Origin of the sequence: Treponema denticola (assembly GCF_024181605.1) — a bacterium.
Lineage (GTDB): Bacteria > Spirochaetota > Spirochaetia > Treponematales > Treponemataceae > Treponema_B > Treponema_B denticola_B.
Genome location: NZ_CP054477.1, coordinates 2,050,883 through 2,076,544 on the forward strand (window position 1 = coordinate 2,050,883; position 25,662 = coordinate 2,076,544).

Sequence of the window (25,662 nt, forward strand, 5' to 3'; positions counted from 1 at the left end):
TATTAATTAGTAATGAATCCAATAATCCATTACTCCACGGTAAACCTATCCTTAGCGGAGTCCTGTCACGGACAGCAAAAAAAACGTCATAAGTCTTGCGAGTTTGGCGAAGACAAACTCGGTATGAAAATTGCACACGGAGGTGCAATTCCCATACCGACACGCGATGTTTGCCGTAAGGCAGACATCCTGTCCGCTTTTGGCTTAACCGCACAGGATGTGCGGTGGTTCCACGCGTGCGATGTTTTAGGCGGAAAGCTTAAAACTCATACCTGCACACTATGCGAAAGCCGGTAGTATCCTTGTTCTTGTCGGGTTCTTCAAGGCCGCGATACGCACAACAACACGCAGAGTCGAAGAAAGAATAACCGCCGCCGCAGGTGGTGCGATTAGTGCCCGAAAGCGGCCCGACAGGATCGGTACCGCCCTCAGGCGTAGTCTGGATCCACCAATCCCAGCACCATTCGCTTACGTTGCCCGACATGTCAAAAAGACCGAACGGGTTTGCCTTTTTACGTCCCGCTTGGTGCGTTCTGCCGTATTCGTTCGCATCGTACCACGCGTAGTATGAAAGTTTGTCTTCGTCGTTAGTGCCCGCCCATTTCTGCCATGCAGTGCCGCTTTGGGCAGCCCACTCCCATTCGGCTTGGGTCGGCAAGCGGAAGCCTTTTTTGCTCATATCCATGACGGGCACATTGTGTGCCTGTGCATCTTCTACCGTGTAGGTATGCCCGTTATAGGTATACACGCATTGCGCTTCTCCCAAAGAGTAACAACAGCGCGTAAGCTCGTTGCAAAAAGCTATCGCATCAAACCAGCTTACCTGTTCTACCGGGCGCTTTTCTTGGCTCTCGCCTGATGCAGTCGGATGTGAGCTGCCCTGAAAGTAACTCGGATTGTGTGCCATTACCAGCTCATACAACTCTTGCGTAACTTCCGTTGTGCCTATCCGATAGGCGGTTAAACTGACCTTATGCGGATCGTTGTAGACGTAGTGGTAGGCATCGCCTCCGACATAGCCGTCCGTTACCGCGTCTATCTTCTGCATATTGTAATCTTCATACGAACCGCCAGAGCCTATCGGTGCAAGATACCTCAGTCCGCCGTAATACGTAATTATTCGAGGTCTGACAAACGCATACACCGTGTCCGACGGCACGTTGCCGGCGTCAAACTCATAGGTATCGCTTATAAGCTCTCCGTTTTTATCATTCCAATGCCATTCCACCTCCGTATTTTTGAGAAGAGGATACTTATACTTAAGCCGGTCTTGTACGCCGTACCACAACCCGCGGTGCTTTGCGGTTACGGTGCCGAGCGTTACCGTTGCCCCCGTAATCCTGCCGTATGTAACGGTAAGCTCTATGGGCGGCGACACTCTGGCATACACCGTACGTGCATTCCCGTCGCTCGCTTTAAACGTATAGAAAAAGTCTATAAACTCCCCGCCTGCATTATCCCAATACCAGTGTATGGAATGGTCTTCGGGAACGGTTACCAGTTTTTCAACCTGCTTTTGTACGTTGTGCCACTCATCGCCGTCGTATATGGTGATAATGCCGGCGGTCTCCGGTGTACCCGAGCCTGAACCGTACGTAACGGTAAGCTTAATGCGCCGGTCGCCCGTTTTGGCAAAGACAGTGCGGTTTTGTCCGTCGTCTTTTTTAAACTCGTACTCGTCGGTCAACACGGGATCGCTTTCTCCCCGGTGCCATGCGGTTACGGCAATGTTACTAGGATCGCTGACCTGTACCCTGTTTGCGGCCTGCTCTTTTATGTCCTTCCACTTTCTTCCGCTCAGCACAACAAGCGGCGTGCTGTCCGGTACGCTCACGTTGCCGTCGCCCTTTACGGTGATGTTAATGCGCAGGTCTTCCAGCTCTGCAAAGATGGTTGTGTCGTCGTCGAAGGTATAGGTATCGTTCACCGTATTGCCGTTCTTTTTCCATCCGTTACACTGAAAGCCGTAGTGCACTTTGAGCGCAGCTTTGGCATAGGTTTTAAGAACCGAATTCCAACGGGTTCCCTTGTTGACGCTGATCGACTTCGGCCCCAGTATGGAACCTCCTTCTTCAGGCGTTACCTCGAAAGTTATTTTAACCTGAGGGCCCGAGCCCTGTATACTTGAAAGGTCGGGTAAGTCCGGCCGCGATTTAACAAACACGGTTGCGTTCGTGTAAAAAGTATCCGTGTCTTTCAGTTCCGGTGCGCTTTCGTCAGCACCCAAGTGCCACGAGTCGATCAAAAAGTTCGGCTTGGCGCTGACCCTGCTTTTAACCGTTGACTGCGCTTCCGCCCACTTGGCACCTGCCCGTACTGCAACCGGCTTCGACGGCAGGTTTATGTGCTCATCGCCTGTTACGGTGATGCTGACGGTAGAACCGCCCCCGCCTCCGCCGCCCGCATTGTTGGGGCAGCCGGTAAAGACCAGTGCTGTGGTAAGTACGATGAATGCGGCTGTGATGAGCGCCGCGGCTCTTTTTTTGTTACTGTGTTTCATAAATAACTCCTGTTTTCCAACCTATTACGGTTTCTTTGCCGCTTTAATTTCGGCTACGGTGGGCAAGCTTACCCGCTCAAGCATTGTTACAATGGTCTTACTACCTTCGGTTGTGGTCAGTGCTGCCGTGTTTCCGGTTAAGACAAACGGCAGAGATTCTCCGACTAACTTAAGCATATTGTTTTCAAAGGTATATTCTTCTTCCCACGGATCGCCTTTAAAAAGACCGTTTCCTCCGGGATTTGAATTTCCCTCTATTTTGAATGCGAGATATGCTTTACCTTCCGAAAAACAGTAATACAGCTGTCCAGTACCGCCGCCCGGATTAGGATTGGATATCGGATATGGTACCGGTGTTCCGCCGTTTACTGTTGAGGAAAGAGCTTTCCATACGCCGTCGATGTTGCCGCCTCCCGAACTGCTTCCGCCCGCACTGTTCGGGCAGCCGGTAAAGACCAGTGCTGCGGTAAGTACGATGAATGCGGCTGTGATGAACGCCGCGGCTCCCTTGTTTTTGTTTGTTCTAAACTTCATAGACTCCTCCTGTTAAAGTTGTTTTAATCGGCTTAAGGATTTGCGGACTGACTAAGATGTCTGATATAGTTATTATAACCCGCTTTCCGACGGATTTCAACGTTTTGGGGGAGATTTTTAATGGGTAATTTCTTAAATTATCAATTAATTCAGCGCTTCCACTTCTTCTTTGGAAAGGCCGGTCATTGTACAAATTTCTGCAATCGGGTAATTATGCATACGCATCAGCTTTGCCGTTTCAAGCTTTGTTTGGTATGAACCTTCGGAAAAGCCTTGTTCAATACCTTTTTATCATAAAATTAATTTTTATGCATAACATCTTTTAGCTTGAATAGATTTTTGATTTTTGTTAGAATAGAGGCCTTATGAAAAAAGCATGTATTTTTGATTTGGACGGGACCTTAACCAACTCCCTTTATTCGATAGCTCATTTTTTAAATGCTGAAACGGCTAAATACGGTATACCGCCTGTAGATGCGGAAGAATTTAAAATCTTAACAGGCAACGGTGCGAGAAAACTTGTACAAAGAGTTCTTGAACGTGCAGGAAAAAACGATAAAGATTTGGAAGAAAAAATTCTTACGGAATATAATGCCGCCTATGATGCAGATCCAGTTTATCTATGCGAGGCCTATCCGGGAATTAAAAAGCTTTTAGCGGATTTAATCAAAAACGGGATTTCCGTAAATGTGCTTTCAAACAAGCCTCATCCCACAACAGAAAAGGTTGTTAAAACAATCTTCGGCGAAAACACTTTTTCATGTATCTTAGGAGCCCGGGATTCTGTCGCTTTAAAGCCTGACCCTGCAGGTGTCTATGAAATTTTAAAAATTCTCAAACTTGAAAAAAAAGATTTTCTTTATATAGGAGACACGGCAACGGATGTTCAAACCGGAAAAAATGCAGGGCTTTTTACAATCGGCGTTTTATGGGGTTTTAGAAAACGCCCTGAATTGGAACAAGCCGGAGCTGATGCAATAATCTCAAGCCCTGAAGAAATCCTAAAGATAGCCTTAGGCTAACATTTATATAGCCTCTACCTTAAACAGCCAATATTAAGGCAGCCCCTGCACAGACAAGCGGTATCAGTATATTATCAAAGTCTTTTAAGGGCAGAGCTTCAGTTCCCGTTGCAATAGCTGCTATAAAAAAGCTTTTTATAAAACTCCTGCTTATTGCAATGGTAGAAATAAAAACCGCCGTAAAACAGGCTATACTTCCCGCTATGGTTTTATCCTTGGAAATATTCAGATGCTGTCTTCCCCAAAATTTTCCGACAAGGCTTGCAAGGCCGTCTCCGAGAGCCAAAGCCATAATCCCTATACTTGCTTCCTTAAACGGAAAGATAAGGAGGGTGCTTATAACGCCTATCGAAAGAGTTACAGGCCCCAGCACAAATTTCCCCTTATCCCTCTCTCGTGCAGCAAAACCGGTGATGTTTGAAATCATAAAAATTCGGTAGCCCTTTAATCTTAAAATTTCAAAGATAACATAAAAAAAGGTTATGGCGGACAGGGCTATAACTGTGGGATAGAAAAAGTATCTTGCAAAGAGAGGAACAAGGGCTGCACAAAGATGAATTGTTTTGCGGAAGGTTTCCTTTATCAAATCTTCGACTCTTGCATTTTGAGAAAGTTTTTTATACCGCAGATTTCTTAAAAAACTCATAGGCTTAAAACATTCCTGCACACAAAACTGAAGCTATCTTAAAATAGATAATCAAACTTACGGTATCTACAATAGTTGTAATCAGGGGGCCGGCCATAATCGCAGGATCGAGTTTTAATTTTTTTGCCATAATGGGGAGAAGCCCGCCGGTAATCTTTGCTACAGTTACGGTTGCAACGAGGGTTGCACCCACAGTAAGGGCTATCATAGGATTTCTCCCCCCAAGGAAGACCGATTTTAAAAAACTGAAAAGGCCTAAGGTAAAGCCCACCAACACGGCAATGCCCAGTTCCTTAAAAAAAACCTTTTTCCAATCCTTTAAGTCGATTTCTCCCGTAGCCAAGCCTCGGATAATCAAGGTTGAAGATTGACTGCCGGAATTACCGCCCGTGTCCATCAACATGGGAATAAAGGCGGTCAAAATAGTCATTGAGGCAAGCAAATGGGTGTAGCGTTCGATTATAGTTCCGGTAAATGTTTCGGATACCATTAGTAAAAGAAGCCAGCCTATTCGGTGTTTTGCAAGTTTAAAGATTCCCGTTTCAAGGTAGGTTTCTTCGTTAGGCTGCATAGCGGCCATCCTCTGAAAGTCTTCGGTAGCCTCCTGCTCCATAACATCCATTATGTCGTCGACGGTAATAATACCGATGAGGCGGTTTTCGTTATCGACAACGGGGAGAGCCAAAAAACCGTATTTCTTAAAAGTGAAGGCAACCTTTTCCTGATCATCATGGGTGTTTACACATATATACTCTCTATTAAAAATCTGTTCTATCTTTTTATCCTCATCGGCAAGCACCAATTCTTTAAGAGAAATAAAACCTTCAAGGACTCTATTCTTATCGGTAACATAACACGTGTAAATGGTTTCACTTTCCAAACCTATCTTGCGGATATAGTCAAGGGCCTGCTTTACGGTCATAGTTTTTTTTAAGTCTACGTACTCGATAGTCATAAGACTTCCGGCCGAGTCTTTAGGATACTTTAGGAACTGATTGATGAGCATACGCTCTTCACTGCCGGTATTTTTTAGGATTTTTTTAACAACATTTGCAGGCATTTCTTCAACAATGTCTACCATATCGTCCAAAAAGATTTCGTCCAATATGGAAACCAGTTCCTTATCGGTCGCTGCGGCTATAAAACGGCTTTGCTGTTCCGTGGGTAAAAGAGTAAAAACTTCGGCCGCCATGCTTTTAGGCAGCATTCGGAACATAAGAATGGCATTTTGTGCGGATTCGGTTTCAAGGAATTCGGCTATATCGACTTCGTTTAGCTCGGCCAATGTCCGCTGTACTTCAATATACCGTTTTTCGGATAATAAATATTTTATTTGTTCAAACTTGTTTTCTTTCAATTCCATATGATACCCTCCGAACGATATTTTAGGGAGTATATCATATTTTTAGGAAAAAATATAGGGGCGGAAGATGGCCTTAAGTGAAGTTGAATCTACTAAATTTTACTATCTATTGCAAACAATCTCTATAATAATTATGAAAGGAGAAAAGTTTTTCTCTTTTAAAAAATTATGGGAGTTGAAAAATGAAGCAACTATTTAAAATAACCCTCCGCAACGACTATGCCTTTAAGCGAGTATTCGGAGTTGAAGAAAACAAAGATGTTCTACAGGACTTGCTGGAGTGTGTCTTAGACATTCCGCCTGAAACCATCGCAGGTTTGGAACTTCTGGATAAGGAGTTTCATAAGGAACTTTTAAGTGAAAAACTCGGTGTTTTGGACATCAAGTTAAGGCTAAGAGATGGAACTTTTATAGATATAGAAATTCAAAACAACTGGCATTTTGATTTTCCTGAAAGAACCCTGTATTATTGGTCTAAAATGTACAACGAAAACATAAAACAAGGTCAAGACTATTGTAAAATCTTTAGCCGAATGTTATTATAACAATGGTAATATATTTTAATATAGCGAAAATTAAGAAGGGGTTTCCAAAGGGAACTCCCTTTGGCAGACGGAAAAGATAGGAGGGGTTATAGGGGAGGAAAGAAAACCTGTTCTGTCGGGTTGTCTTTCCTCCCCTAACATTGGGAGGTGCGGGAAATGTTAGAACAAGAATCGCCGATGATGAGAAAGGCAAATACAACGATAGAATTAATGGAAATGAGTCCTAGAGATAAATGGCTTTATGACTCTCGAATGAAATATGAACATGACAGGGCATCATGTATAAGTGAAGGTTATCGACAGGGCATTGAAGAGGGAATACAACAAGGCCTTGAGCGTGGTATTGATAAAGGGGTTTACCAAAAAGCACTCGAAACGGCAAAAAACCTGCTTGCAATGAATTTCCCTATAGAAAATATCGCAAAAGTCACAGGTTTAAGCATTAAAGAAGTAGAAGCTCTATAAAAACAACCCTTTTTGAAAATAGACTTACCATGGGTTATCCCAGCTTATCTATTCCCAAAAGCCGTTGTTTGCAAGAAGAACGGACAGGGCGGAAGTAAGGGCGGTTTCGGTTCGTAAAATGCGTTTTCCCATAGAATAAGGAATAAAGCCTTCGGAAAAAAAAGCTTCCCTTTCGTTTTGAGTCCAACCCCTTTCGCTTCCTATTGCTATAGTCAGTTCTTCTCCTTTTTTCATCTTAAATGTTGAAAGGGAGGGAAAATGTCCTATGTCGAGGAGCACCTTGCTGCCCTTGAACGAGGCGGTCTTTAAATTTTTTAAGGCTTCTTTTACCGAATTGCAAAAAGAAAATTCTGGTAGCATGGTCTGGCCGGCTTGCGAGATACCGTCTAAAAGATATTTTTTTATTTCTTCGGGGCTTGAAAGGTTCGATTTTAAATAGGAACGCTCTCCCAAGTCGGTACCGCATAGTACGATTTCGGCAAAGCCCAAACTTGCCGCATCCCGAAGGATACGCCTCAACTGAATGGGGCGGGGAAAGCCCAGAATTATTTTTATGGGCGGAAGGTGCAGAGGTATCGTCTCAGCTTTATCCGGTGTATTCGGGCAAAAAGAAAAAACGATTTTTTCTTCGGAAAAGTAAGAGATAAGAGCTTCGCCTATTTTTCCGTTTATGATTCCGGCCTTAAAAACATCGCCTTCTTTTAAGTGCAGAATCTTTTTTATGTGAAGATAGCGTTCATCATTTTTGTAAAAGACAAAGCAGTTGTTTATGCTTTTATCGTGTTTATGAAAAACACAGCCATCGTTTATACAATCGGGAGCTGCACAATCATCATCTGAAAACAAAACAATATTCATTTATTTATCCAATTCGGCTTCGGTAAGAATCGAGTAGTCATAGCCCTGCTCGGCTAAAAACTTTTGACGCTTTTCGGCAAAGCCTTCTTCTATAGTTTGGCGGGTTACAATGCTGTAAAAATGGGAATCACATTCTTTAGGCCTCAAGATTCGGCCCAAACGCTGAGCCTCTTCTTGCCGGCTCCCGAAAACGCCCGAAACCTGAATAGCTACCGAAGCATCAGGCAGATCAATCGCAAAATTTGCAACCTTAGAAACTACCAAAACATTTATCTCTCCCTTTCTAAATGAATCATACAAAAGCTCCCGCTCGGCATTTGTATTTTTTCCCGTGATCAGGGGGGCATTTATTTCTTTTGCAATCGTTTCGAGCTGGGACAAGTACTGCCCGATTATAAGGATTTGATTTTCCTTGTGCTTGGTCAAAAGTTTTTTTACTATTTCGAGCTTTGCAGGGTTTTCGCTTGCAATGCGGTGCTTTTCGCGAGTAGTACCTACAGCATACTCTATCTCTTTTGAAGGTGCAATGTTTACCCTGATTTCGGTACAATAAGCTTTTGCTATCCAGCCCTTTTGTTCAAGGTCCTTCCAGGGCACATCGAAGCGCTTAGGCCCGACAAGGCTGAACACATCGCCTTCACAGCCGTCCTCTCTCACAAGGGTCGCAGTAAGTCCGAGCCTTCTTATAACTTGAAGCTCTGCCGTAATTCTAAAAACCGGAGCCGGTAATAGGTGAACCTCATCATAGATGATAAGCCCCCATGCTCTTTCCCTAAAAATCTTAAAATGAGGGAAGGCCGCCTCGGTATTGGGCCTCCAAGTGAGCACCTGATAGGTCGCTATCGTAACAGACCTTATTTCCTTTACCTCGCCCGTATATAAGCCTATATCTTCATCTTTTATGTTTGTCTTATCCAAAAGCTCCCGTCTCCACTGATAAACGGCAGCTACATTGGGGGTTAGAATAAGAGTGCTTGTTTTAAGAAGGCTCATCGTAAGCATTCCGACTATGGTTTTTCCCGATCCGCAGGGCAGAACAATTGTGCCGAAACCTGTTCCTGCCGACTTATCGCCGACAAAGGAAGATGCCGCATCTCGCTGATAATCCCTGATTTCAAATTCGGTACCGCTTGAAGTTTTTTCTTTTAAGGAAATATCCAAGGGCTCTCCGTCGCGGAGGGGCACCTCATCCTGCACGGGCCAGCCCTGCTTTAAAAGAGCCTGCTTTACAGTTCCCCTGTTTAAAAGGGAAATCAAAAAAGAATTTTCCTCATCGGGGTCTTCTATTAAATATTTTAAAAGAATCTTGCTGCTTTTTAATTCTTTAAAGATAAGAGCATTTTCAGGTTTAAGGCGCAAAAATTCCGCTTTTTCTTCAATGGTTTCGGAAGCCCCCTCTTCTTGAGGCTTTTCAAGGGGGAGGAGCTTTATTTTACCGTAACGGCCCATCGTTTCTTTCATCCAAACCAAGATAGAGTCGGGAACCTTAAAGCGGGAAAAACCCGTGAGAGTTTTCATAATAGAATCGGCTGAAAGCCCGACACCTGCCGCATTCCAAAGCGAGAGGGGGGTCAACCTGTAAGTGTGAAGATGTTCAGGCGACTTTTCAAGCTCCGCAAAAGGAATAAGGGCAAAGCGGGCATCGTTAGCTTCCGGGTCATGAATATCCAAAAGAATGGAGCGGTCTCCTTGAATTATAAGCGGTTTAGATTCTTGCATAGCCTGCCATTATACACGTTTAGAGGGGGCAGTTCAAGTTAGGGGAAAGCGAGTTTCCAATTACCAAACAATTACAGAGGCCGCCTCGCTTATCGAGCTATAGGTTTTACGAGAAGTAAAAGTTATCGCGGCATTGCCCAAAAGCTCGGCATCGGCTATCTGAAGTACTTTAAATTCTCTGCCGGTGATTTCGGCTTTTAAGTCCCGCCAAAGTTTATTATTGGCCTGCCCTCCGGAGATTGTATATATGGGACGGAAGCCTGCGGCCTTTTCAAGTAAATCCATACCCGCTTTTACCTTAAAAGCAAGAGCTTCCATTATAGCTCTTCCTTCCGCTTCATTTTGTTTATTTGCGGTTTTAGTATTTATATTATGCACAAAAGCATCAAAGTCCATAAAATTGCCTCCGTGCTTTTTTATATACTCATAAAAAACATTCCCCGAATTTTCTATTAGGTAAGATATGTTCCAAAGGTTCGGAATCGGAGACGGAAGAAGGCGTAAGCCCTTCAACTTGGAGCTTGCCGGAGGAGCTTCAAGACAGATATTTATTCCCTCGCTTGAGCCGGCCCTATCGCAGGCAGTTCCCGGCTTCAATGTGTTTGTGCCGATGAGGGCAGCTATAAAATCGGGAGGCCCTGCAAAAACGGGAATGTCCCGGTATAGGCCGCAATCTTCTCCCAGAGGAACAAAGGGGGCAAGTTTGTTTTTAGGTATGGATAAGGCTTTTAATTCTTCATCAGTCCAATAAGCGGACACATAGCGTTTTTCGGGCAAAACCGTTACCCTCTTTTTTGTAAGTTTATAAATTAAATACTCGGGGCCCGATAAAATATATTTTGCAGATTGAAATATTTCGGGGTAAGAATTTCGGAAAAAATCCAAACGGGGCAAAAAGATGGATTTACCGTAAAGAGGATTTTTTTTCACGGAGTTTTCATTCGAGTTCTCGTTAGAGTTTTTATTCAAGGTGTCGGAAGAAGCCTTGTTCCATAAAAGCAAAAAATCTCTTTCTGCAGAATCTTCGGATACGGCAACCAAGCTGGGTCCGTTTCCCGAAATACAGATTCCGCAAATCTTAATGTTTTTTTGTTTTGCAAAGTCGGAAAACTGCTTAAAAAGATTTTCAAAAGAAACAAGCCATGTTTCGGCTTCAAGGTTTTGAGGAAAAAACAATCGGCCTTGCGTATAAACCTTTCCGTCTTCGGCTATAAGAGCACCCTTTAGGGAAGACGTACCTATGTCGAAGACGGCAGCACAAAAAATCATTTTTTAGGTATTGCAGCGTTTTTTAGCAATTTTTCGATAATATCCCTGTTATCGAGGAGACTCGAAAGGGAGAGGTTTTCGTGAAGGCGCGTGATAACTTGAGCAAAGAGTCCCGATACATCGGTTTCAATATACCACTCTTTTTGCTTTAGCTCGGTATGATAAACGGCATTCGTTCCTATAATGCGGTAAAAAAGCCCCTTGGAATAAGCCTCATCAAATTGCTGAATGGCGTCGCCTGTAAAGAAAGGAAGGCTTACGGCGGCTATAACCTTTTTTGCTCCCTTGCTCTTCAAGAATTCCATAGCCTTTAAAAGAGTTCCGCCCGTCCCCAGCATATCGTCTGCGAGGAAGGCATTTTTTCCTTCAACATCTCCCAAAAGTTTAATGCTTATGATATTCGACTGCTTTGCATTTTGGGTAACAACGGAATAATCTCTTTCTTTATAAATCATGGCGAGGGGTTTTTGCAAGCCCGACGAATAGAATTTATTTCGGTCTACGGCCCCGGAGTCGGGAGAAACAACTACAAATTGTTCTTCCGAATCGGCACTTAAATCGAGTATTCTTGTAAGCTCCCTAATAATCTGATAACTTGCATGAAGATTTTGTAAGCGTGCAGAATGGAAGGAATTTTCAATTTCGCGGGAGTGAATATCGAGGGTTATAATTTGCTCCACATCAAGGTCTTCGTAAATATGCCCAAGCAAGCTAGCAGTCAAGCCTTCTCTTCCCTTTTTTTTGTGCTGGCGGCTGTAAGGATAAACCGGAAGAACTAAGGATATTCTCCCTGCTCCTGCATGACGGACAGCATCTATGGTTACGATGAGGGACATAAGATGATCGTTTACTGAAAAGACCTCCTTGTTTTTTCCCTCATTGATGGTAATTTCCTGCTTGTTTTCAACATCCTGAAAAATATAGACATCTTTTCCGCGGACGGTTTCGAGAAGCTCGGTCTTAAACTCCCCGTTCATAAAATATGTAAAACGGGCATCTACTTTAAATTTGGGTACATGGATTTTATTTGTATCTTTGTTTACCGACATTCTGCCGGCAAACAAATCGCTATAAAAGTTAAACTTTTGAATCATATCCTCAGAGGAGGTATTGTACCTTTTTGCTAACTTTTCGCTTTGCTGGTACAGCTTACGGGCATAAATATGCTTCAAATTCCTAATCGTTAAATTTGCAAACTCTTCTCCTCCCGGACAAGCAATGATTGCGAGGTTATTCGATTCAAGATAATTCATTTTGCCTCCAAAAAGAATATAAAAATCTTACTTGGCTTACTTTATCACTTGTTGAGGAAAATTACAATAGGGGAAGATTCGGCTATTTTAACAATAATCTTAAACCGTGCCTATTTTTGATAAACGGATACCCTGTTTCTGCCGCCCTCTTTGGCAGAATAAAGAGCCGTATCTGAAAATTTTAAAAGTTCAGGTGTCGTCATCTTTTCATCATATAAGGCAAGACCGATTGAGCATGAAACCCGTAATTCAGGATGCTCTTGAAAAGTCAGAGCATTAACTTCGGTACACACTCTTTTGCACTGATGTGCGGCTCTTTCCAACATTCCTCTGATAATAAACGAAAACTCATCGCCGCCGTAACGGATTAAAATATCGTCCGTATCAAAATTACGTTTAAAAACTTCGACAATGGCTAATAGAACCTTATCGCAAAAGACGGCTCCGTAATCTCTGTTAAGCTGACCAAAGTGGTCTATATCCACCATTGCAAAGCTTACCCCGATGTGCTGACGGACACAGCGTTTAAGTAGGCTTTCAAATGATTCATCTAAATACCTTCTATTGTAAAGTCCCGTAAACTCGTCGGTAATCGCTCTTTTTTTTGCATCATCACCCCATTGGATTATCTGCGATAAAAGACCGTCCGTCTTACTTAAACGTCCGCCGGTGATTTTAAGCATATTGTATAAAACCGTTGAAGCGATTTTCGGCTGGTCTATGATAAGAGAAGAAAAATCTTGAGATTTTAAAACAAGGCAAGAGGTGGATTCTACAGCCTTACAGGTTGCCGAGCGGTGCTCTTGTTCGAGCATAGCCATTTCACCGAAAAAATCTCCCGCTCCAAGACGGACAAGTTCAATTTCTTTTCCTTCGGATTTTACCGAAACGGAAATAGTACCTTTTACAATGATAAAAAGTTCATTACCCGATTCACCTTCATAAACGAGAGTCTGCCCCGCTTCAAATTCGGAATAAAACATAGCTTCAGCCAAGACTTCTATTTCTTTTATCGAAAGATGAGCAAAAAGCCGCGCTTTCTGTAAAATCTCAAGCCATCTTTGTTTTGAGCTATTCATTTATATCCTCCTCAAAGAGAATCATTGAGCCTCCGCGGGCCCGTCCGATAAGAGGCATCTCGGCGCATTGTTTTATAAATTCCGTTTTCGCAATCTTCGTATCGGGATGGAGTAAAATACCTAAACTCATACTCAACTTAAAAGAATTGTTTAAGACCGGGGATATATCCAAATTTTCAAGTTCTACCTTTATCTTTTCCGCTAAACTTGCAGCCCCATTCCTGCCCTGATCAGGCGTTAAAACGGCAAATTCGTTTCCCTGATAACGCATTAAAACCGAATCCGTATCTAAAAAATGACTCAGATGATTACCTATAAAGGTAAGACAGGCATCCCCTTTCTCGTGCCCATAGGTGTCGTTTATAGCCTTAAAATTATCGGGCTTCATCATAATAAGAGAAAAAGAACTTTTCATAAAGTCCGCAATATTTTCTTCAAGATAGGCCTTGTTTAAAAGCCCTGTAAGCTTATCTCCATAAACCTGCTTCTGTAATTCCTTCATAATGGGAGAATTTTCTTTTATTAAAGAATTGGCTTTTCGAGTTCTTCTTGAAACCATTACCAAGTAGGACTTTAAAAGTTGAGCGTAAGTTACAGGATTGTTTTTAAAGACCTCTTCCATAGGAACTCCGTCTTTAGGAAACGAAAGAATAATAGAATTTTCATTGGCAGAAGCTATGGCCTTTTGCTCATCCTGGGTAAGCATAGCCGTTTCACCGAACATTTCACCGCTTACAAATTCGGCTAGAACGGAATTATCTTCAGGAGATAAAATGATTACATTTCCTTCTACAAGAATGTAAAAGCGGTCACCTTTTGTGTCCTGCTGAAAGATAATATCTCCTTTTTGATAGCTGTCTATCCCAGCCTTATCGGCTATGTCTTTTAAGTAAACTTCATCCCATCCTGCAAAAAGAGGGGTGTTTCCTAAAGCCTCTATTTTCTGCTTATCAGTAATCATGCATACCACCTAAGAGCATTATAGCACATTTCCAGCAAAAGAAAAGTGCATAGTAAAAAAAACAGGGGAAGAAATCAAAAAACTTATTCATAAAGAAGTTCATCCAAATCTTTTTTAAAGGTTTGTTTTATGTTTTTCTTTTCTTTAAAGCGCCTTTTTGCCGACTTGGATTTTTCTTCCTTCTTTATCAAGAATTTTTCCTGCCGTTTTTCCCGTCTTATTTTTCTTCTATCCTCCTTTAATAATTGCAGGTAAAGTTCATACCTGTTTTTATCCAGTAAGCCCGTTTTAAGAGCCTCTAAAACGGCACAGCCTTTTTCGCATGTATGCGTACAGTCGCTAAAAAGACACTTGGATTTTAGCTCGGTAATATCGGCAAAAGAATTTTCCCCGCTGTCCGAATCCCAAATACCCAGAACCTTCATTCCGGGAGTGTCCATTATAACACCTGCATCTTTTCCTAAAGAAATTATCTGCCTGTTCGTTGTAGTATGAACGCCCTTATCTATTTTTTTATTAATGTCGCTTGTACGTAAAATTTCTTTCCCCGTCAGGCTGTTTATGAGGCTTGACTTTCCGACACCGGAAGAACCGAGCAGTACCGAAGTCTTTCCTTTTTTAAAGTAATGCTTTATATTTTTTAAACTTTCAGGTTCAAAAATACTTATGCAATAGACTTTTAAATGAGGATAAATCTTTTTTATCAAATTTTCGGCATCATCCCTTGTCTCGGATAAGTCCGCCTTAGTTAAAAGTAAAACGCTTTCAACATTTTGCAGAGCAAAAACATATCTAGCCAAACGGTTTAAATTAAAATCCTTATTTAAGGACATACATATAAAAGCCGTATCAATATTGGCCGCAATAATTTGTTCAAGCTCAATGCCTGACCTAGGATCCGTTCGGGAAATCTTATTTTTGCGCTCATATAAAAAATCTATAAGTGCAATCGAAGAATTTTCTTGAGACTCAAAACCTATCCAATCTCCTACAGCGGGATATGTACCTGATATCTCGCATTCTTTTTTAAAAGAGCCTTTTAAGCGGGCTTCTTTTTCGCCATCTTTACATATTATTTTATAGGAAGTCCCGCCAAAAAAAATAATACGCCCAACCTCTTTTTCAATTTTTTTATCTTTAAAAAAATCTTCAAAGCCGAAATTTAAAATTGTTTCCATAATATTTCCTTTAAATTCATCAACCGTAGACTTTATCAAAAGTCGAGGATTGATGAATTTCCGCACTTTTGCAATGAAATGAAAAAGTGCATACGATAAAGCGATGTTTGCCGTAAGGCAAACTCGCAACGTTTTTAGACAATGCCACCTGCATTGTCTAAAATAAGTCTTCCTTTCAATAGAGAATTATTTTCTCCCGGGATATACATCACAAAAAATTCGGATTTAAAAATCTTCAAACTTGAGTACAAATAAAAATCAAGCAAGTGAATTTAAGGTGAGAATCTTATAAATAAAATTGATTTGATAAAATGCGGTCTATAAAGAACTTCCGGGAGTAAGGTCTTTGCCGCTTGTTAAAAATAATAATGTAATCATAGAGCACCTCCCATAAGTTTTAAAATTCAGTAAAAGGACATTAAGCTAAAATAAAAATTTTGTCAAGCAGGCGGCAGGGATTTCTTACAAATAGCAATACCGATTTGCTCAAAAAAGGTCCTACTGTTGTAACTGCAAAAAATAAGCGGCAGCAGATAAATACCCGCCGCCGCTTCTCATGCTGAGAGTTTTAAACTCTTAAGCTCCTATAATTCCTATAGCTCCTAATACGATTAAAAGTTGGGCAAGAATATAGGTTTTCATAATAAGAAATCGCATTCCGGCCTTGCCGCCCAAAAAGTATTTGGTTGCAACCATGGTATCCGATATGAGAAAGAAAATACTTCCTATAGCAGCCAATATAAACCCTAAAGATTGGTTTGCAAAGGCAAAAACTATAAAAAGCCAGCTCATCGATGAGATTATAAGGGCGTAAACTATTATAATAGGTTTAAACCCTTTTAAGTATTTTTTTGTTCTCAGTACGGCATAAACAATTGAAATTAAAAAAATCGCCGCTGTTACAATTCCGGGGATAAGGGGAATATATTCAACATTAGCACCGAGTATTGCAAAAACTATATAAGATATTTGTGTAATTGCAAAAAATAAGATTCCAAGAGCAAAGTTCTGTTTTTCCCAATCAAAAAGAAGAGCTGCATCTCCCAAAAAGCTGAAAATCAAAGCAATTATTATTAAAACATTTAATACCGAAAATGTTTTAATACTTACAAAGCTGAAAGCCAAAAAGAATAAAAGAAAAACCGGCATCAGCATAAATTTTGTCATATCCGCCCATTTTTGTCTTTGTTGAAAGCACTTGATTAAATGAATAATCGAAATAACTAAAAACAAAGCAAGAGCTGCGATACACCAAGGATCTAAACATTCATTATACATATATACCTCCAAAAATATACTTATACAATAATCATATACCGAAATCATCAAAAAAGCAAGATATTTTTAAAATTTAAGTTGACGATTAAGCATTTCTATGCTATTCTGTACAAGACAGTAATGTTACCCTTAATTAATGGGTAAGAATTTATTATATCAATTTTACATGGAAGAATAATATGCAGATTTTTGATACTCATGCTCATGTCGGCTTGATCTATTCCGATCCGATTGAGCAATTACGCGTTGTACAGGAAGCCCGCCAAGGCTCTGTAACAAGAATAGTAAGTATATGTAACAGTCTCCACGACTTTTCCAAGGTGTATGAAACTCTTAGGTTTTCACCGGCGGTGTACCATGCCGTAGGTGTATCTCCGTCTGAAGTTACATCTCCCGGAAAAGACTGGCAAAAAACAATAGAAGAAAGCTTAAAATTACCCAATGTAGTGGCCGTAGGAGAAATAGGCCTTGATTACTGCAAAAAATACGGAGATAAACGCTCCCAGATTGAGCTTTTTATCGCTCAGCTTGACATTGCCTCAAAGGCAGGTTTTCCGGTAATTATTCACAATAGAGAGGCAGGAAAGGATCTTCTTGATATCTTAAAGGAAAGGATTCCCAAAGAAGGAGGCGTTTTACACTGCTACTCCGAAGACGATATTTATGCAAAAGAAGCTTTAAACCTTCCTTTATACTTCTCTTTTGCGGGAAATCTAACTTACCGCAATGCAAGAAATTTGCATGATACTGTATTGGCCCTTCCTCTTGACCGCATCGTTGTCGAATCCGAAAGCCCCTTTATGCCGCCTTCGGTATACCGAGGCCAAAGGAATATGCCGGCCAACACCATCGAAACCGTAAAGTTTATGGCTGAGATGCTTTCGATGGATATTGAAGAACTTGCCGATCAACTTTGGAAAAACAGCTGTAAGCTCTTCCGACTGCCAGAATAAAACATGGAAGAATTACTTTACAAGCCCGTCTCAATAGGCGGGCTTCTTTTATCGGGGAACATCTTTTTAGCCCCTGTTGCAGGCTATTCCGACAAGGCCTTCCGCTCCATCTGCGTGGACTGCGGTGCGGATTTTACATACACCGAAATGGTATCCTCGGAAGCCCTCGTGAGGGATTCCGATAAAACCGAAAGTCTCATCGGAAGAGCTCCTAACGAAAAGGCCTATGCCGTACAGATTTTCGGCTCAAACCCCGAATATATGGCAAAAACAGCCGTCATAATCGCCGAAAAATATTCTCCCGAATGTATCGACATAAATTCCGGCTGCCCTATGGCAAAGATTACCAAAAACGGAGCCGGATCAGCCTTGATGACGGACATTCCTCTTTTGTACAGGATTGTAAAGGCCGTAAACGATGCTATGGCCCCTTATAAGATACCCGTAACCCTTAAAATACGCTCAGGCTTTACCGCCGACAAACTTAACTGGAAAGAAGCAGCCACCGCTGCCATAGATGCGGGAGTCAAAATGCTCACCCTCCATCCCCGTACCCGCTCACAGGTGTATTCGGGCAAGGCCGATTGGAACATCCTTGCTGAGCTGGTTCAATTTGCAAAGCCTTATCAAATTCCGATTTTCGGATCGGGAGATTTGTTTTCACCTGAGGATGCCAAAAAAATGCTTGAAGAAACAGGCTGTGCCGGCATAATGTTTGCCCGCGGCGCTATGGGAAACCCCTTTATTTTTACTCAAACAAGGGAACTGTTGACCAATGGAACATACGGCGAAATAAGCACGAAACAAAAAATATGCACCGGCTTTAAAGAGCTCGTCTTTTTATGCGATGAAAAGGGAGAAGAAAAAGGCTGCCGCGAAATGCGTAAACGCTTTGCCGCCTACACCAAAGGCATACCCGACGGCTCTCGCCTCCGCCAAGAATTGGTACAAGCCTCAACAATAGCGGAGTATAAAGCTATAATTCAAAATGCTTTTAATATTTCTTGCTTTTAAATAAAAATAAACTCAGGAGTCGTTAAGAACACTAACGACAAAGAATTAAAGGAATTTAAACAGGTAAGGCAAAAAGTGAATTTACAAGGAGGATAGAAGAAATGATACAAACCAAGTCCGAAATTGAAAAGCTGTAACCTAGATAGACTCACAAATTTTACCTGCTAAATTGCAGTTCGTATAATTAAATTCAAACCGCCCACTTGCGGATAAGTCAAAAATAAGCTATACTAAAGCACGGTTGGAAGCCTAAAAACGGCTCAGCCGTTTTTTTTTGGTCGGGGGGAAATTATGAAATCTAAGTTTATCTTTATAACAGGCGGAGTTGTTTCATCTTTAGGCAAGGGCCTAACGGCAGCTTCTATAGGAATGCTTTTAAAAAGCCGCGGATATTCCGTAGTCAATCAAAAATTTGATCCTTACTTAAACGTAGATCCGGGTACTATGAACCCCTACCAGCACGGTGAAGTCTTTGTTACGGAAGACGGGGGCGAAACCGACCTCGACCTAGGCCACTACGAAAGATTTACCGATGTTCCCCTGCATAAATTTAACAGCACCTCAGCCGGAAAAGTCTATCTAGCCATCTTGGACAGAGAAAGAGCCGGAGGCTATAACGGCGGCACCGTTCAGGTTGTTCCCCATGTTACCGACGAAATCCAGTCCAGAATTATAGGAACGGCTGAACAAACAAAAGCCGACTTTGTTATTTCCGAAATAGGCGGCACCGTGGGAGATATAGAAGCCCTCCCCTTTATCGAAGCTATCCGCCAAATCCGCTACACTGTCGGAAAAGAAAACTGCATGTTCGTTCACTTAGGTCTTTTACCCTATCTAAAAGAATGCGGCGAAATCAAAACAAAACCGATGCAGCACAGCGTAAAAGAGCTTTTAAGTTTCGGTATACAGCCTGACATTCTAATTTGCCGAAGCGAAAAACGCCTTTCAAAACCGACTCGAGAAAAGCTAAGCCTTTTTTCAAACATTCCTCAAGATGCAATAATCGAAAACTTAACTGCAAAATCTATTTACGAAGTTCCGCTGATGCTGGAAGAAGCAGGTCTTGGAAAGGTTTTGTGTAAGCTTTTCAATATTGAAAATAAAGAGCCTAATCTTGAAGAATGGAAAAAAATGGTTCAAACCTACTACAATCCCGAAAAAGAAATAACCATCGCTCTTGTAGGAAAATATGTAGAGCTTCCCGATGCCTATCTCAGCGTTGCCGAAGCCCTAACGGCAGCCGGTATTTATCATAAAACCTCAATCAAACTTCTTTGGATCGATTCAAAAAAAATAGAAACTAAGGAAGATGCTGCTGCCTTTTTAAAGGATGCAGACGGAATTATCGTGCCGGGAGGTTTCGGCGACAGGGGCATTAACGGAATGCTTTTAACGGCCCAATTTGCCCGCGAAAATAAAATTCCTTATTTCGGCATCTGCTTAGGTATGCAGATTGCGGCCATCGAATATGCCTTAAACGCCCTGCACATCGAAGAAGCCAATTCTTCCGAATTCGATAAAAATGCTAAAAATCCGGTTATCGACCTGATGCCCGACCAAAAAGACGTAAAAATCGGCGGCACCCTCCGTCTAGGTCTATACCGATGTATGATAGCCGAAGGCTCCCTTGCAGAAAAAGCCTATAAATCCCACGAAATCCAAGAAAGGCACCGCCACAGATACGAGTTCAACAACCTGTACAGGGAAAAATTCGATAATTCGGATATGATTTTTTCAGGCCTTAATCCTGAACGCAATTTAGTGGAAATCGTTGAGCTAAAAAGCCATCCTTGGTTTGCCGCCGTTCAATTCCATCCCGAATTTGCCTCAAGGCCCAACAAGCCCCATCCCCTGTTTAGGGATTTTATTGAAGCTGCAATTAAAAATAAATAAAACCGGATACCTTTAACCTCCTTTCTAAAAGATTCCCTTCTAAAGGGGAATTTGATTAAAGCCGATATTAAGGCAGGGAGGCTATACGCTTATGCAAAATATTATTCTCACAACAAAAAAAATATTTATACTCGCATTTATTTTAATTTTAATTACGGCAAATTTTATGTCGTGCAAAACAGCTCCTGCCAAAGAAGAAACTCTAATTGATCTTATAAAGGCAGGAAAATCGGAAGAGCTGCAAGAAAGACTTAACAGCTCTGCCATAAATATGAAGGATGAAGAAGGAAACAGTCTTTTACATATTGCCGCTGTTAAAAACAATCCTATAATCGTACGTCTTTTGATAAACATGGATGCCGATATAGAAGCACAAAATAATGTTGGAGAAACACCTCTCGCAGCAGCTTTAAACAATTCGTCCTATGCTGCCGTTCAGGTTTTAGCTGAATACAATGCAAATATATTTGCTAAAGATAACGAGGGTGTAAAGCCTTTCGATACGGCTTGTAAAAACAATGTCCCGAATTTAATTCTAACTTCTCAAACCATAAAGCAAAAAGATGAAAACCACGACACAGCCCTGCACCTTGCAGTAAAAGCGATTGATAAGCAGCTGACAGAGCAAATTCTGGCTATTGCCCCCCCTGAAACCATGTACAATAAAGAAAACTTAAGCCCGCTTGGTATAGCATACAACCACAATGATGTCGAAGATTCAGCCGAAATTGCATCCATTCTTTTACTTGCAGGCATAGAGCCAATGGGAAAGGATTTTGCTGAATTTGAAACGGCAAGCCTTGCCCGCAACTACTCAATGCGTTTTAGCGATGGAGAAACCTTGCTTCATATTTTTGCAAGAAAGGGTTATACCGGATTTTTAAAATTCTTAATTAAAAACAAGGTTCCAATTGATGTAAAGGATATTTCGAGCTCAACGGCAATGCAGGAAGCCGTTTATAACGGAAATACGGAAGCCGCTATATTGCTATTACAGGCAGGAGCCGATCCAAACAGCCGTAACTCATCAGGCAACACAGCCCTCCATTTGGTTATGCCGGAGGCCTCCCGCTCAAAATTATTTAATGAGCTTATTACTGCAGGAGCTAATCCTAACCTTAAAGATAACTACGGGGAAACCCCTCTTCATATTGCTGCACGAATTGGAATGAATGACGACATTCTTGACCAACTGTTAAAAGCCGGCGCCGATATAAATGAAAGAAATAAAAAGGGACAAACCCCTCTTATTTTGGCTATTGACAGAAATCAGACACAGCAAGTGGATTTTTTGATAAATCACGGAGCCGACATACATGCCGAGGATAAGTCGGGTGAATCAGCTTTTATTCATTCATTAAGTATGGGGCTTCCGATGGTCGAACATGTTGTTACCGAAAAAAACAGCACAGAAAGGGATTCCAACGGATCTACCCCGCTTCATTTAGCAGTCAGCCGCAGGGCAAGTTCCGATATTATTTATTATCTAATCGAAAAAAAGAGTTTAATAAATACGCGTAATAAACTTGGAAACACACCTCTCCACATAGCTGCCGAAAAGAACTACCGCGAAGCAGGAGAAATATTGATAGCAAATAATGCAGATATATTCTATGCTAATCTAAACGGCGACAGTCCGCTAAAATTTGCAATGACCTTACGCGAGGGCAGAGAAGATTGGATGATAAACTCCCACACAATAGGTGCCGGAGACGGAGCAGGAAATACGCCCCTTCATCTTGCTGCCGAATGGCAAATTTTACCGATGATACCTTATTTAATCGATAAGGGAGCGGACATAAATGCAAGAAATGCAAATAATGAAACACCTCTTTTTAACGCAGTCAAAACCGACAGCCCTGAGGCCGTAAAAGCCTTATTAGGTGGAGGCTTATCAAAAAAAGCCGATTTGGATGCAAGGGACTTTTTAGGAAATACGATTTTACATGCAGCCGTAAGATGGTCAGCTTATAAATCCGCCGATTTTATTTTAAGCAAGGACGCGGAAGAATATGTAAGGCTTATAAATGCAAAAAATCTTGCAGGAAAAACGGTTTTACATGAAGCGGCTAAACAAGGCGAAATAAAATTCATCAATATCTTTTTAAAAGCCAAGGTTGATGTAAATTCAGCAGATGAAACAGGGCGATCCCCCTTATCCGAAGCCGTACTTGCAAATCAAACCCAAGCCATCGATCTTTTATTAAAAAATGGAGCATCTCCCGTTCAGCAGGATATGTACGGAAGAACAGCCCTGCATGAAGCTGTAGAAATTTCAGAAGAAAGCCTCATTCTTGTACGCAATGCAGGAGGTAACCCTTTAGCCAAAGATGCCTACGGAAAAACTCCCTTCAGTCTTGCCTTGAATAAAAATATAAGAACTGTAGATCTTGTACTCGGCAATGACAGTCTTTTAACCGACACTGATGGAGACACTCCTCTTCACATAGCAGTAAAGGAAAGAGTGAGCCTTGATTATTTCCAAAGAATTATGAAAAAGAAATATCCCGTAAATAAGCGAAATAAAAACGGAGAAACGGTTCTTTTACTTTCAATTCAAAACAGTCAAAAAGAAATAACACGGGCTCTCTTAGCAGGAGGAGCGGATCCTTTTATAGTCAATAATAAAGGAGTTTCTGCTATGACGGAGATTTTTACACATCATCCTGACTTTACTCCTATAGCAGCAGAGTTCTCATTAAAGCAGACCGATACACTTGGAGACGGAATGCTGCATTATGCCGCCAAATTTGCAGATGTACAAACTTTAAAAGACCTCTTGGCTCTTCCCGGTATAAAGCTTGATGTAAAAAATACTGCAGGAGAAACACCTTATCAAGTCGCCCTAAGATGGAATAGAAGTGAAATAGCAGAGCTTTTAAAAACGGAATAAAGAGCTTTTTAAAACTTAAAAAACTTATAGAAAGTAACTTAAACAAAAAGCCGCAATCTTATCTTAAGATCGCGGCTTTTTTATAATTAGCACAATTTACTTATCATACTTTATCGATGTTAAGATACTGTTTAATTTTTCTGTTGGGTTTTCATACTCCCTAAAGGTAAAATAAACATGATATCCCTTATCCGATACAATGGTAACGGTTTTACCGATACAGTTATTTACAACATTCGACTTCTCATATGGGAAGTACTTAGGCTTAAGAATAGCCAGATGATAATCCTGACCGTCATATCTAACTTGAGCCAGATGGGCAGGAAATGGCACTAAGAAGATTAAAAAGTTATCGGTTTTACCGCCTCCCAATGTCAAACTCGTACCCGGTTTCATAACATGAATATTACGCCTTCCTATATTTCTATTTTGATTTAGAACATAGATTTCGGTCATGCCGGATTTATTACGCTTTATTTCTATTGTTTCAAAGAAATTGGCGGGAGACATATAAGTTCCTCTCGGTTCCTTTGCGGCAAAAGAAGCAGCTAAAACGCGGCGGCGTAAAATTTCATCATCTTGTTTTTGCGCAGCAACTCGATCTAAATTATCTGCAGAATACATAGAACTTCCGTCACCCGCAGTGTATTTGGTTTCAGAATAGATTGACGTATTTGATGAAGCATTAAAGTCATTTAAACGGCTCGCATGGTCATCTTCATCCGAAAGTTTATGGGGATACCTCTTATCTTCTTCCTGATAATTGATCTGACCGCCTGCAGCTGCATAACGGACTTGATTGGAGGACGAGCTTGAACCTCTTCTCCTTGTAAAGAATACAATCAAGAATATAAGGAGAAGAAGCAATATAACGCCAAGAAGGATAAACCAAAGAGCATTGGAATCTTTGAGTCTTTGGAAGCTTGTCGGGAAAACAGCTAAGGAAGTTTCCATAACCTGAGGTAAAACCCTCTTTCCTTCTGCAAATTCAAGCCTCATAATAATATTATAATTACCTTCCTTATATTCATCAGGAAGAATAGCCGAAACCTGAATCAGCACATCCTTTTCGGCTGCTTTTATCTTTGTATTTTGTGAATCAACAGGTATTTTGCTGATATTAACACCGTTATCAATTACAATATGAGTTAAATGAAGCTCAACATCTTCATCGGAGTTATTTGTTACTTCAAATGAAAAAGCAAGTTTATTACCATGGGCTTCAAGTCCTCCATCGGGGAATCGTACCAAGGGTAGGTTTTCTGCATTGTCCGTAATTGTAAACTTGTCATTTTTATCCTTGGAAAGTTCGCTGCCTGCAGCCCCGGAGGCCTCTTTAAAGTCCTTTGAAACATCGGTAAGACCACCCTGTCCTGTTCCGGTATTACCCGAACCGCCCTGAGCAGTACCGGAAGCACCAGCGCTTCCTGCGCCGGCAGTTCCTGAGGTTGAGCTTCCGCCGGCATAACCGCCTCCGCTTGAAGTAGAACCGGAAGTTCCCGAACTTGAACCTCCGCCGGTTGAGCTGCCTGACCCCTGAGAGCCCGAACCGCCGCTTCCCGTTCCTGCATATCCGCTTCCGGGATTATAAAATTCTTGGCCGTCCAGTCCTCGTATTACGGCATCGGCAGGATAAGGCAGTTTAACATAATAGACCTTCCAGCCCTTTTTTCTGATACTTCCTGCAAGAAGCCCTATTTCATTTTTTATCTGATCATCGGTATAATTTTTATAAGGACTCGATTCAGGCGGGTTAAAGATGCCGTCCGAAATTATAATCAGTATTTTTTCTTTTGTTTCGGGTAAATTTGAACCATATTGGCGGGCATATTGAAGTCCCGTTAAAAAGTCCGAACTTTTTCCCAACTGGTATAGAAGCAAAAATCTTGAAACAACCCTGGACATATCCTTTTCGCTGTTAATTTTTTGCGACATTTCATAGCGTGCATCTGCATTAAAGGATAAAACATGAACGGTATCACCCTTTCTTACAAATTTATCGTTGATTTCAGACAAAACACGATTATTAATGTCTTCATAGTAGGGAAGGATAGTTCCTGACGTATCCATTAAGATGACAATTTCAGCATTTGTCTTAGCAGTATTTTGAGCAAAAACAGGCATAAAAATAACAAACAAAAACAAACACAAAGAAACTCTTTTAAACATTTTTTTCCTCCTTTCGGGGTGCAGTTAGAAGACTTGCATGTCTAAATCAAGACCTGCAAGTCTCAATCAA

The 25,662-nt window shown here is 41.4% G+C and carries 19 protein-coding genes and 2 pseudogenes; 8 read left to right on the forward strand and 13 right to left on the reverse strand.

The genetic code is table 11. From position 1 onward, the window contains the following. The first annotated feature begins 12 nt into the window (after positions 1-12). Positions 13-297: a hypothetical protein gene (locus E4N80_RS09590; RefSeq protein ID WP_253689048.1), complete on the forward strand. Its 285-nt coding sequence runs from the start codon at positions 13-15 to the stop codon at positions 295-297. Here the strand turns inward: E4N80_RS09590 and E4N80_RS09595 are convergent. Together E4N80_RS09595 and E4N80_RS09600 are read right to left on the reverse strand one after the other, a co-directional pair. Beyond that, on the reverse strand, positions 260-2,500 hold the full coding sequence (locus tag E4N80_RS09595) for a formylglycine-generating enzyme family protein (protein WP_253699019.1): 2,241 nt from the start codon (positions 2,498-2,500) through the stop codon (positions 260-262). The two genes, E4N80_RS09590 and E4N80_RS09595, sit on opposite strands and share 38 nt — an antisense overlap. A gap of 24 nt (positions 2,501-2,524) precedes the next feature. After that, a complete protein-coding gene (locus E4N80_RS09600; protein ID WP_002667067.1) occupies positions 2,525-3,034 on the reverse strand; it encodes a hypothetical protein in 510 nt (169 codons plus the stop codon). Positions 3,035-3,399: 365 nt separating this feature from the next. Between E4N80_RS09600 and E4N80_RS09605 the strand changes: the two genes are divergently transcribed. Further along, positions 3,400-4,056: an HAD family hydrolase gene (locus tag E4N80_RS09605; protein ID WP_253699020.1), complete on the forward strand. Its 657-nt coding sequence runs from the start codon at positions 3,400-3,402 to the stop codon at positions 4,054-4,056. Between the two features lie 19 nt (positions 4,057-4,075). Here E4N80_RS09605 and E4N80_RS09610 read toward each other — a convergent pair whose 3' ends face one another. After that, positions 4,076-4,702, reverse strand: coding sequence for a diacylglycerol/polyprenol kinase family protein (locus E4N80_RS09610; protein WP_002676194.1), 627 nt, complete (start codon positions 4,700-4,702; stop codon positions 4,076-4,078). A 4-nt stretch (positions 4,703-4,706) separates the two neighbouring features. Further along, positions 4,707-6,065, reverse strand: a complete 1,359-nt coding sequence (gene mgtE, locus E4N80_RS09615) for a magnesium transporter (protein ID WP_002676195.1) — start codon at positions 6,063-6,065, stop codon at positions 4,707-4,709. Between the two features lie 182 nt (positions 6,066-6,247). On the opposite strand from mgtE, the pseudogene E4N80_RS13045 reads away from it, so the two are divergent. Together E4N80_RS13045 and E4N80_RS13050 are read left to right on the forward strand one after the other, a co-directional pair. Next, positions 6,248-6,587 (forward strand): annotated as a pseudogene (locus tag E4N80_RS13045) (Rpn family recombination-promoting nuclease/putative transposase); the annotation flags it as partial. A 167-nt stretch (positions 6,588-6,754) separates the two neighbouring features. Continuing rightward, positions 6,755-7,075: pseudogene (locus E4N80_RS13050) on the forward strand (Rpn family recombination-promoting nuclease/putative transposase); the annotation flags it as partial. Positions 7,076-7,123: 48 nt separating this feature from the next. Here the strand turns inward: E4N80_RS13050 and E4N80_RS09625 are convergent. From E4N80_RS09625 to E4N80_RS09660, 8 genes are all read right to left on the reverse strand, one after another. Next, positions 7,124-7,933: a 16S rRNA (uracil(1498)-N(3))-methyltransferase gene (locus E4N80_RS09625; RefSeq protein WP_253699021.1), complete on the reverse strand. Its 810-nt coding sequence runs from the start codon at positions 7,931-7,933 to the stop codon at positions 7,124-7,126. Further along, positions 7,934-9,652 (reverse strand): DNA repair helicase XPB, encoded by a 1,719-nt coding sequence (locus E4N80_RS09630; protein WP_253699022.1) that lies wholly within the window; start codon positions 9,650-9,652, stop codon positions 7,934-7,936. Positions 9,653-9,712: 60 nt separating this feature from the next. Continuing rightward, complete coding sequence (locus E4N80_RS09635; protein WP_253699023.1) at positions 9,713-10,921, reverse strand: FGGY-family carbohydrate kinase; 1,209 nt, start codon at positions 10,919-10,921, stop codon at positions 9,713-9,715. Then, positions 10,918-12,174, reverse strand: coding sequence for a ribose-phosphate pyrophosphokinase (locus E4N80_RS09640; protein WP_253699024.1), 1,257 nt, complete (start codon positions 12,172-12,174; stop codon positions 10,918-10,920). The genes E4N80_RS09635 and E4N80_RS09640 overlap by 4 nt, the downstream gene beginning before the upstream one ends. Before the next feature lie 110 nt (positions 12,175-12,284). Next, positions 12,285-13,253: a GGDEF domain-containing protein gene (locus E4N80_RS09645; RefSeq protein ID WP_253699025.1), complete on the reverse strand. Its 969-nt coding sequence runs from the start codon at positions 13,251-13,253 to the stop codon at positions 12,285-12,287. Continuing rightward, the gene (locus tag E4N80_RS09650) at positions 13,246-14,214 is read right to left on the reverse strand and encodes a GGDEF domain-containing protein (protein WP_253699026.1); all 969 of its coding nucleotides are present in this window, start codon (positions 14,212-14,214) and stop codon (positions 13,246-13,248) included. The genes E4N80_RS09645 and E4N80_RS09650 overlap by 8 nt, the downstream gene beginning before the upstream one ends. Positions 14,215-14,297: 83 nt before the next feature. Continuing rightward, positions 14,298-15,392 (reverse strand): ribosome small subunit-dependent GTPase A, encoded by a 1,095-nt coding sequence (gene rsgA / locus E4N80_RS09655; protein WP_253699027.1) that lies wholly within the window; start codon positions 15,390-15,392, stop codon positions 14,298-14,300. Positions 15,393-15,968: 576 nt separating this feature from the next. Next, on the reverse strand, positions 15,969-16,670 hold the full coding sequence (locus E4N80_RS09660) for a lysoplasmalogenase (RefSeq protein WP_253699028.1): 702 nt from the start codon (positions 16,668-16,670) through the stop codon (positions 15,969-15,971). Positions 16,671-16,849: 179 nt separating this feature from the next. Between E4N80_RS09660 and E4N80_RS09665 the strand changes: the two genes are divergently transcribed. The 4 genes from E4N80_RS09665 (at position 16,850) to E4N80_RS09680 (ending at position 23,423) form a co-directional block, all read left to right on the forward strand. Continuing rightward, complete coding sequence (locus tag E4N80_RS09665; RefSeq protein ID WP_002667034.1) at positions 16,850-17,623, forward strand: TatD family hydrolase; 774 nt, start codon at positions 16,850-16,852, stop codon at positions 17,621-17,623. Positions 17,624-17,626: 3 nt separating this feature from the next. Continuing rightward, complete coding sequence (gene dusB / locus E4N80_RS09670; RefSeq protein WP_253699029.1) at positions 17,627-18,637, forward strand: tRNA dihydrouridine synthase DusB; 1,011 nt, start codon at positions 17,627-17,629, stop codon at positions 18,635-18,637. A gap of 291 nt (positions 18,638-18,928) precedes the next feature. Continuing rightward, complete coding sequence (gene pyrG / locus E4N80_RS09675) at positions 18,929-20,530, forward strand: CTP synthase (protein WP_253699030.1); 1,602 nt, start codon at positions 18,929-18,931, stop codon at positions 20,528-20,530. Between the two features lie 91 nt (positions 20,531-20,621). Then, the gene (locus E4N80_RS09680; RefSeq protein WP_253699031.1) at positions 20,622-23,423 is read left to right on the forward strand and encodes an ankyrin repeat domain-containing protein; all 2,802 of its coding nucleotides are present in this window, start codon (positions 20,622-20,624) and stop codon (positions 23,421-23,423) included. A gap of 96 nt (positions 23,424-23,519) precedes the next feature. Here E4N80_RS09680 and E4N80_RS09685 read toward each other — a convergent pair whose 3' ends face one another. Then, complete coding sequence (locus E4N80_RS09685; protein ID WP_253699032.1) at positions 23,520-25,592, reverse strand: vWA domain-containing protein; 2,073 nt, start codon at positions 25,590-25,592, stop codon at positions 23,520-23,522. Positions 25,593-25,662 lie beyond the last annotated feature (70 nt).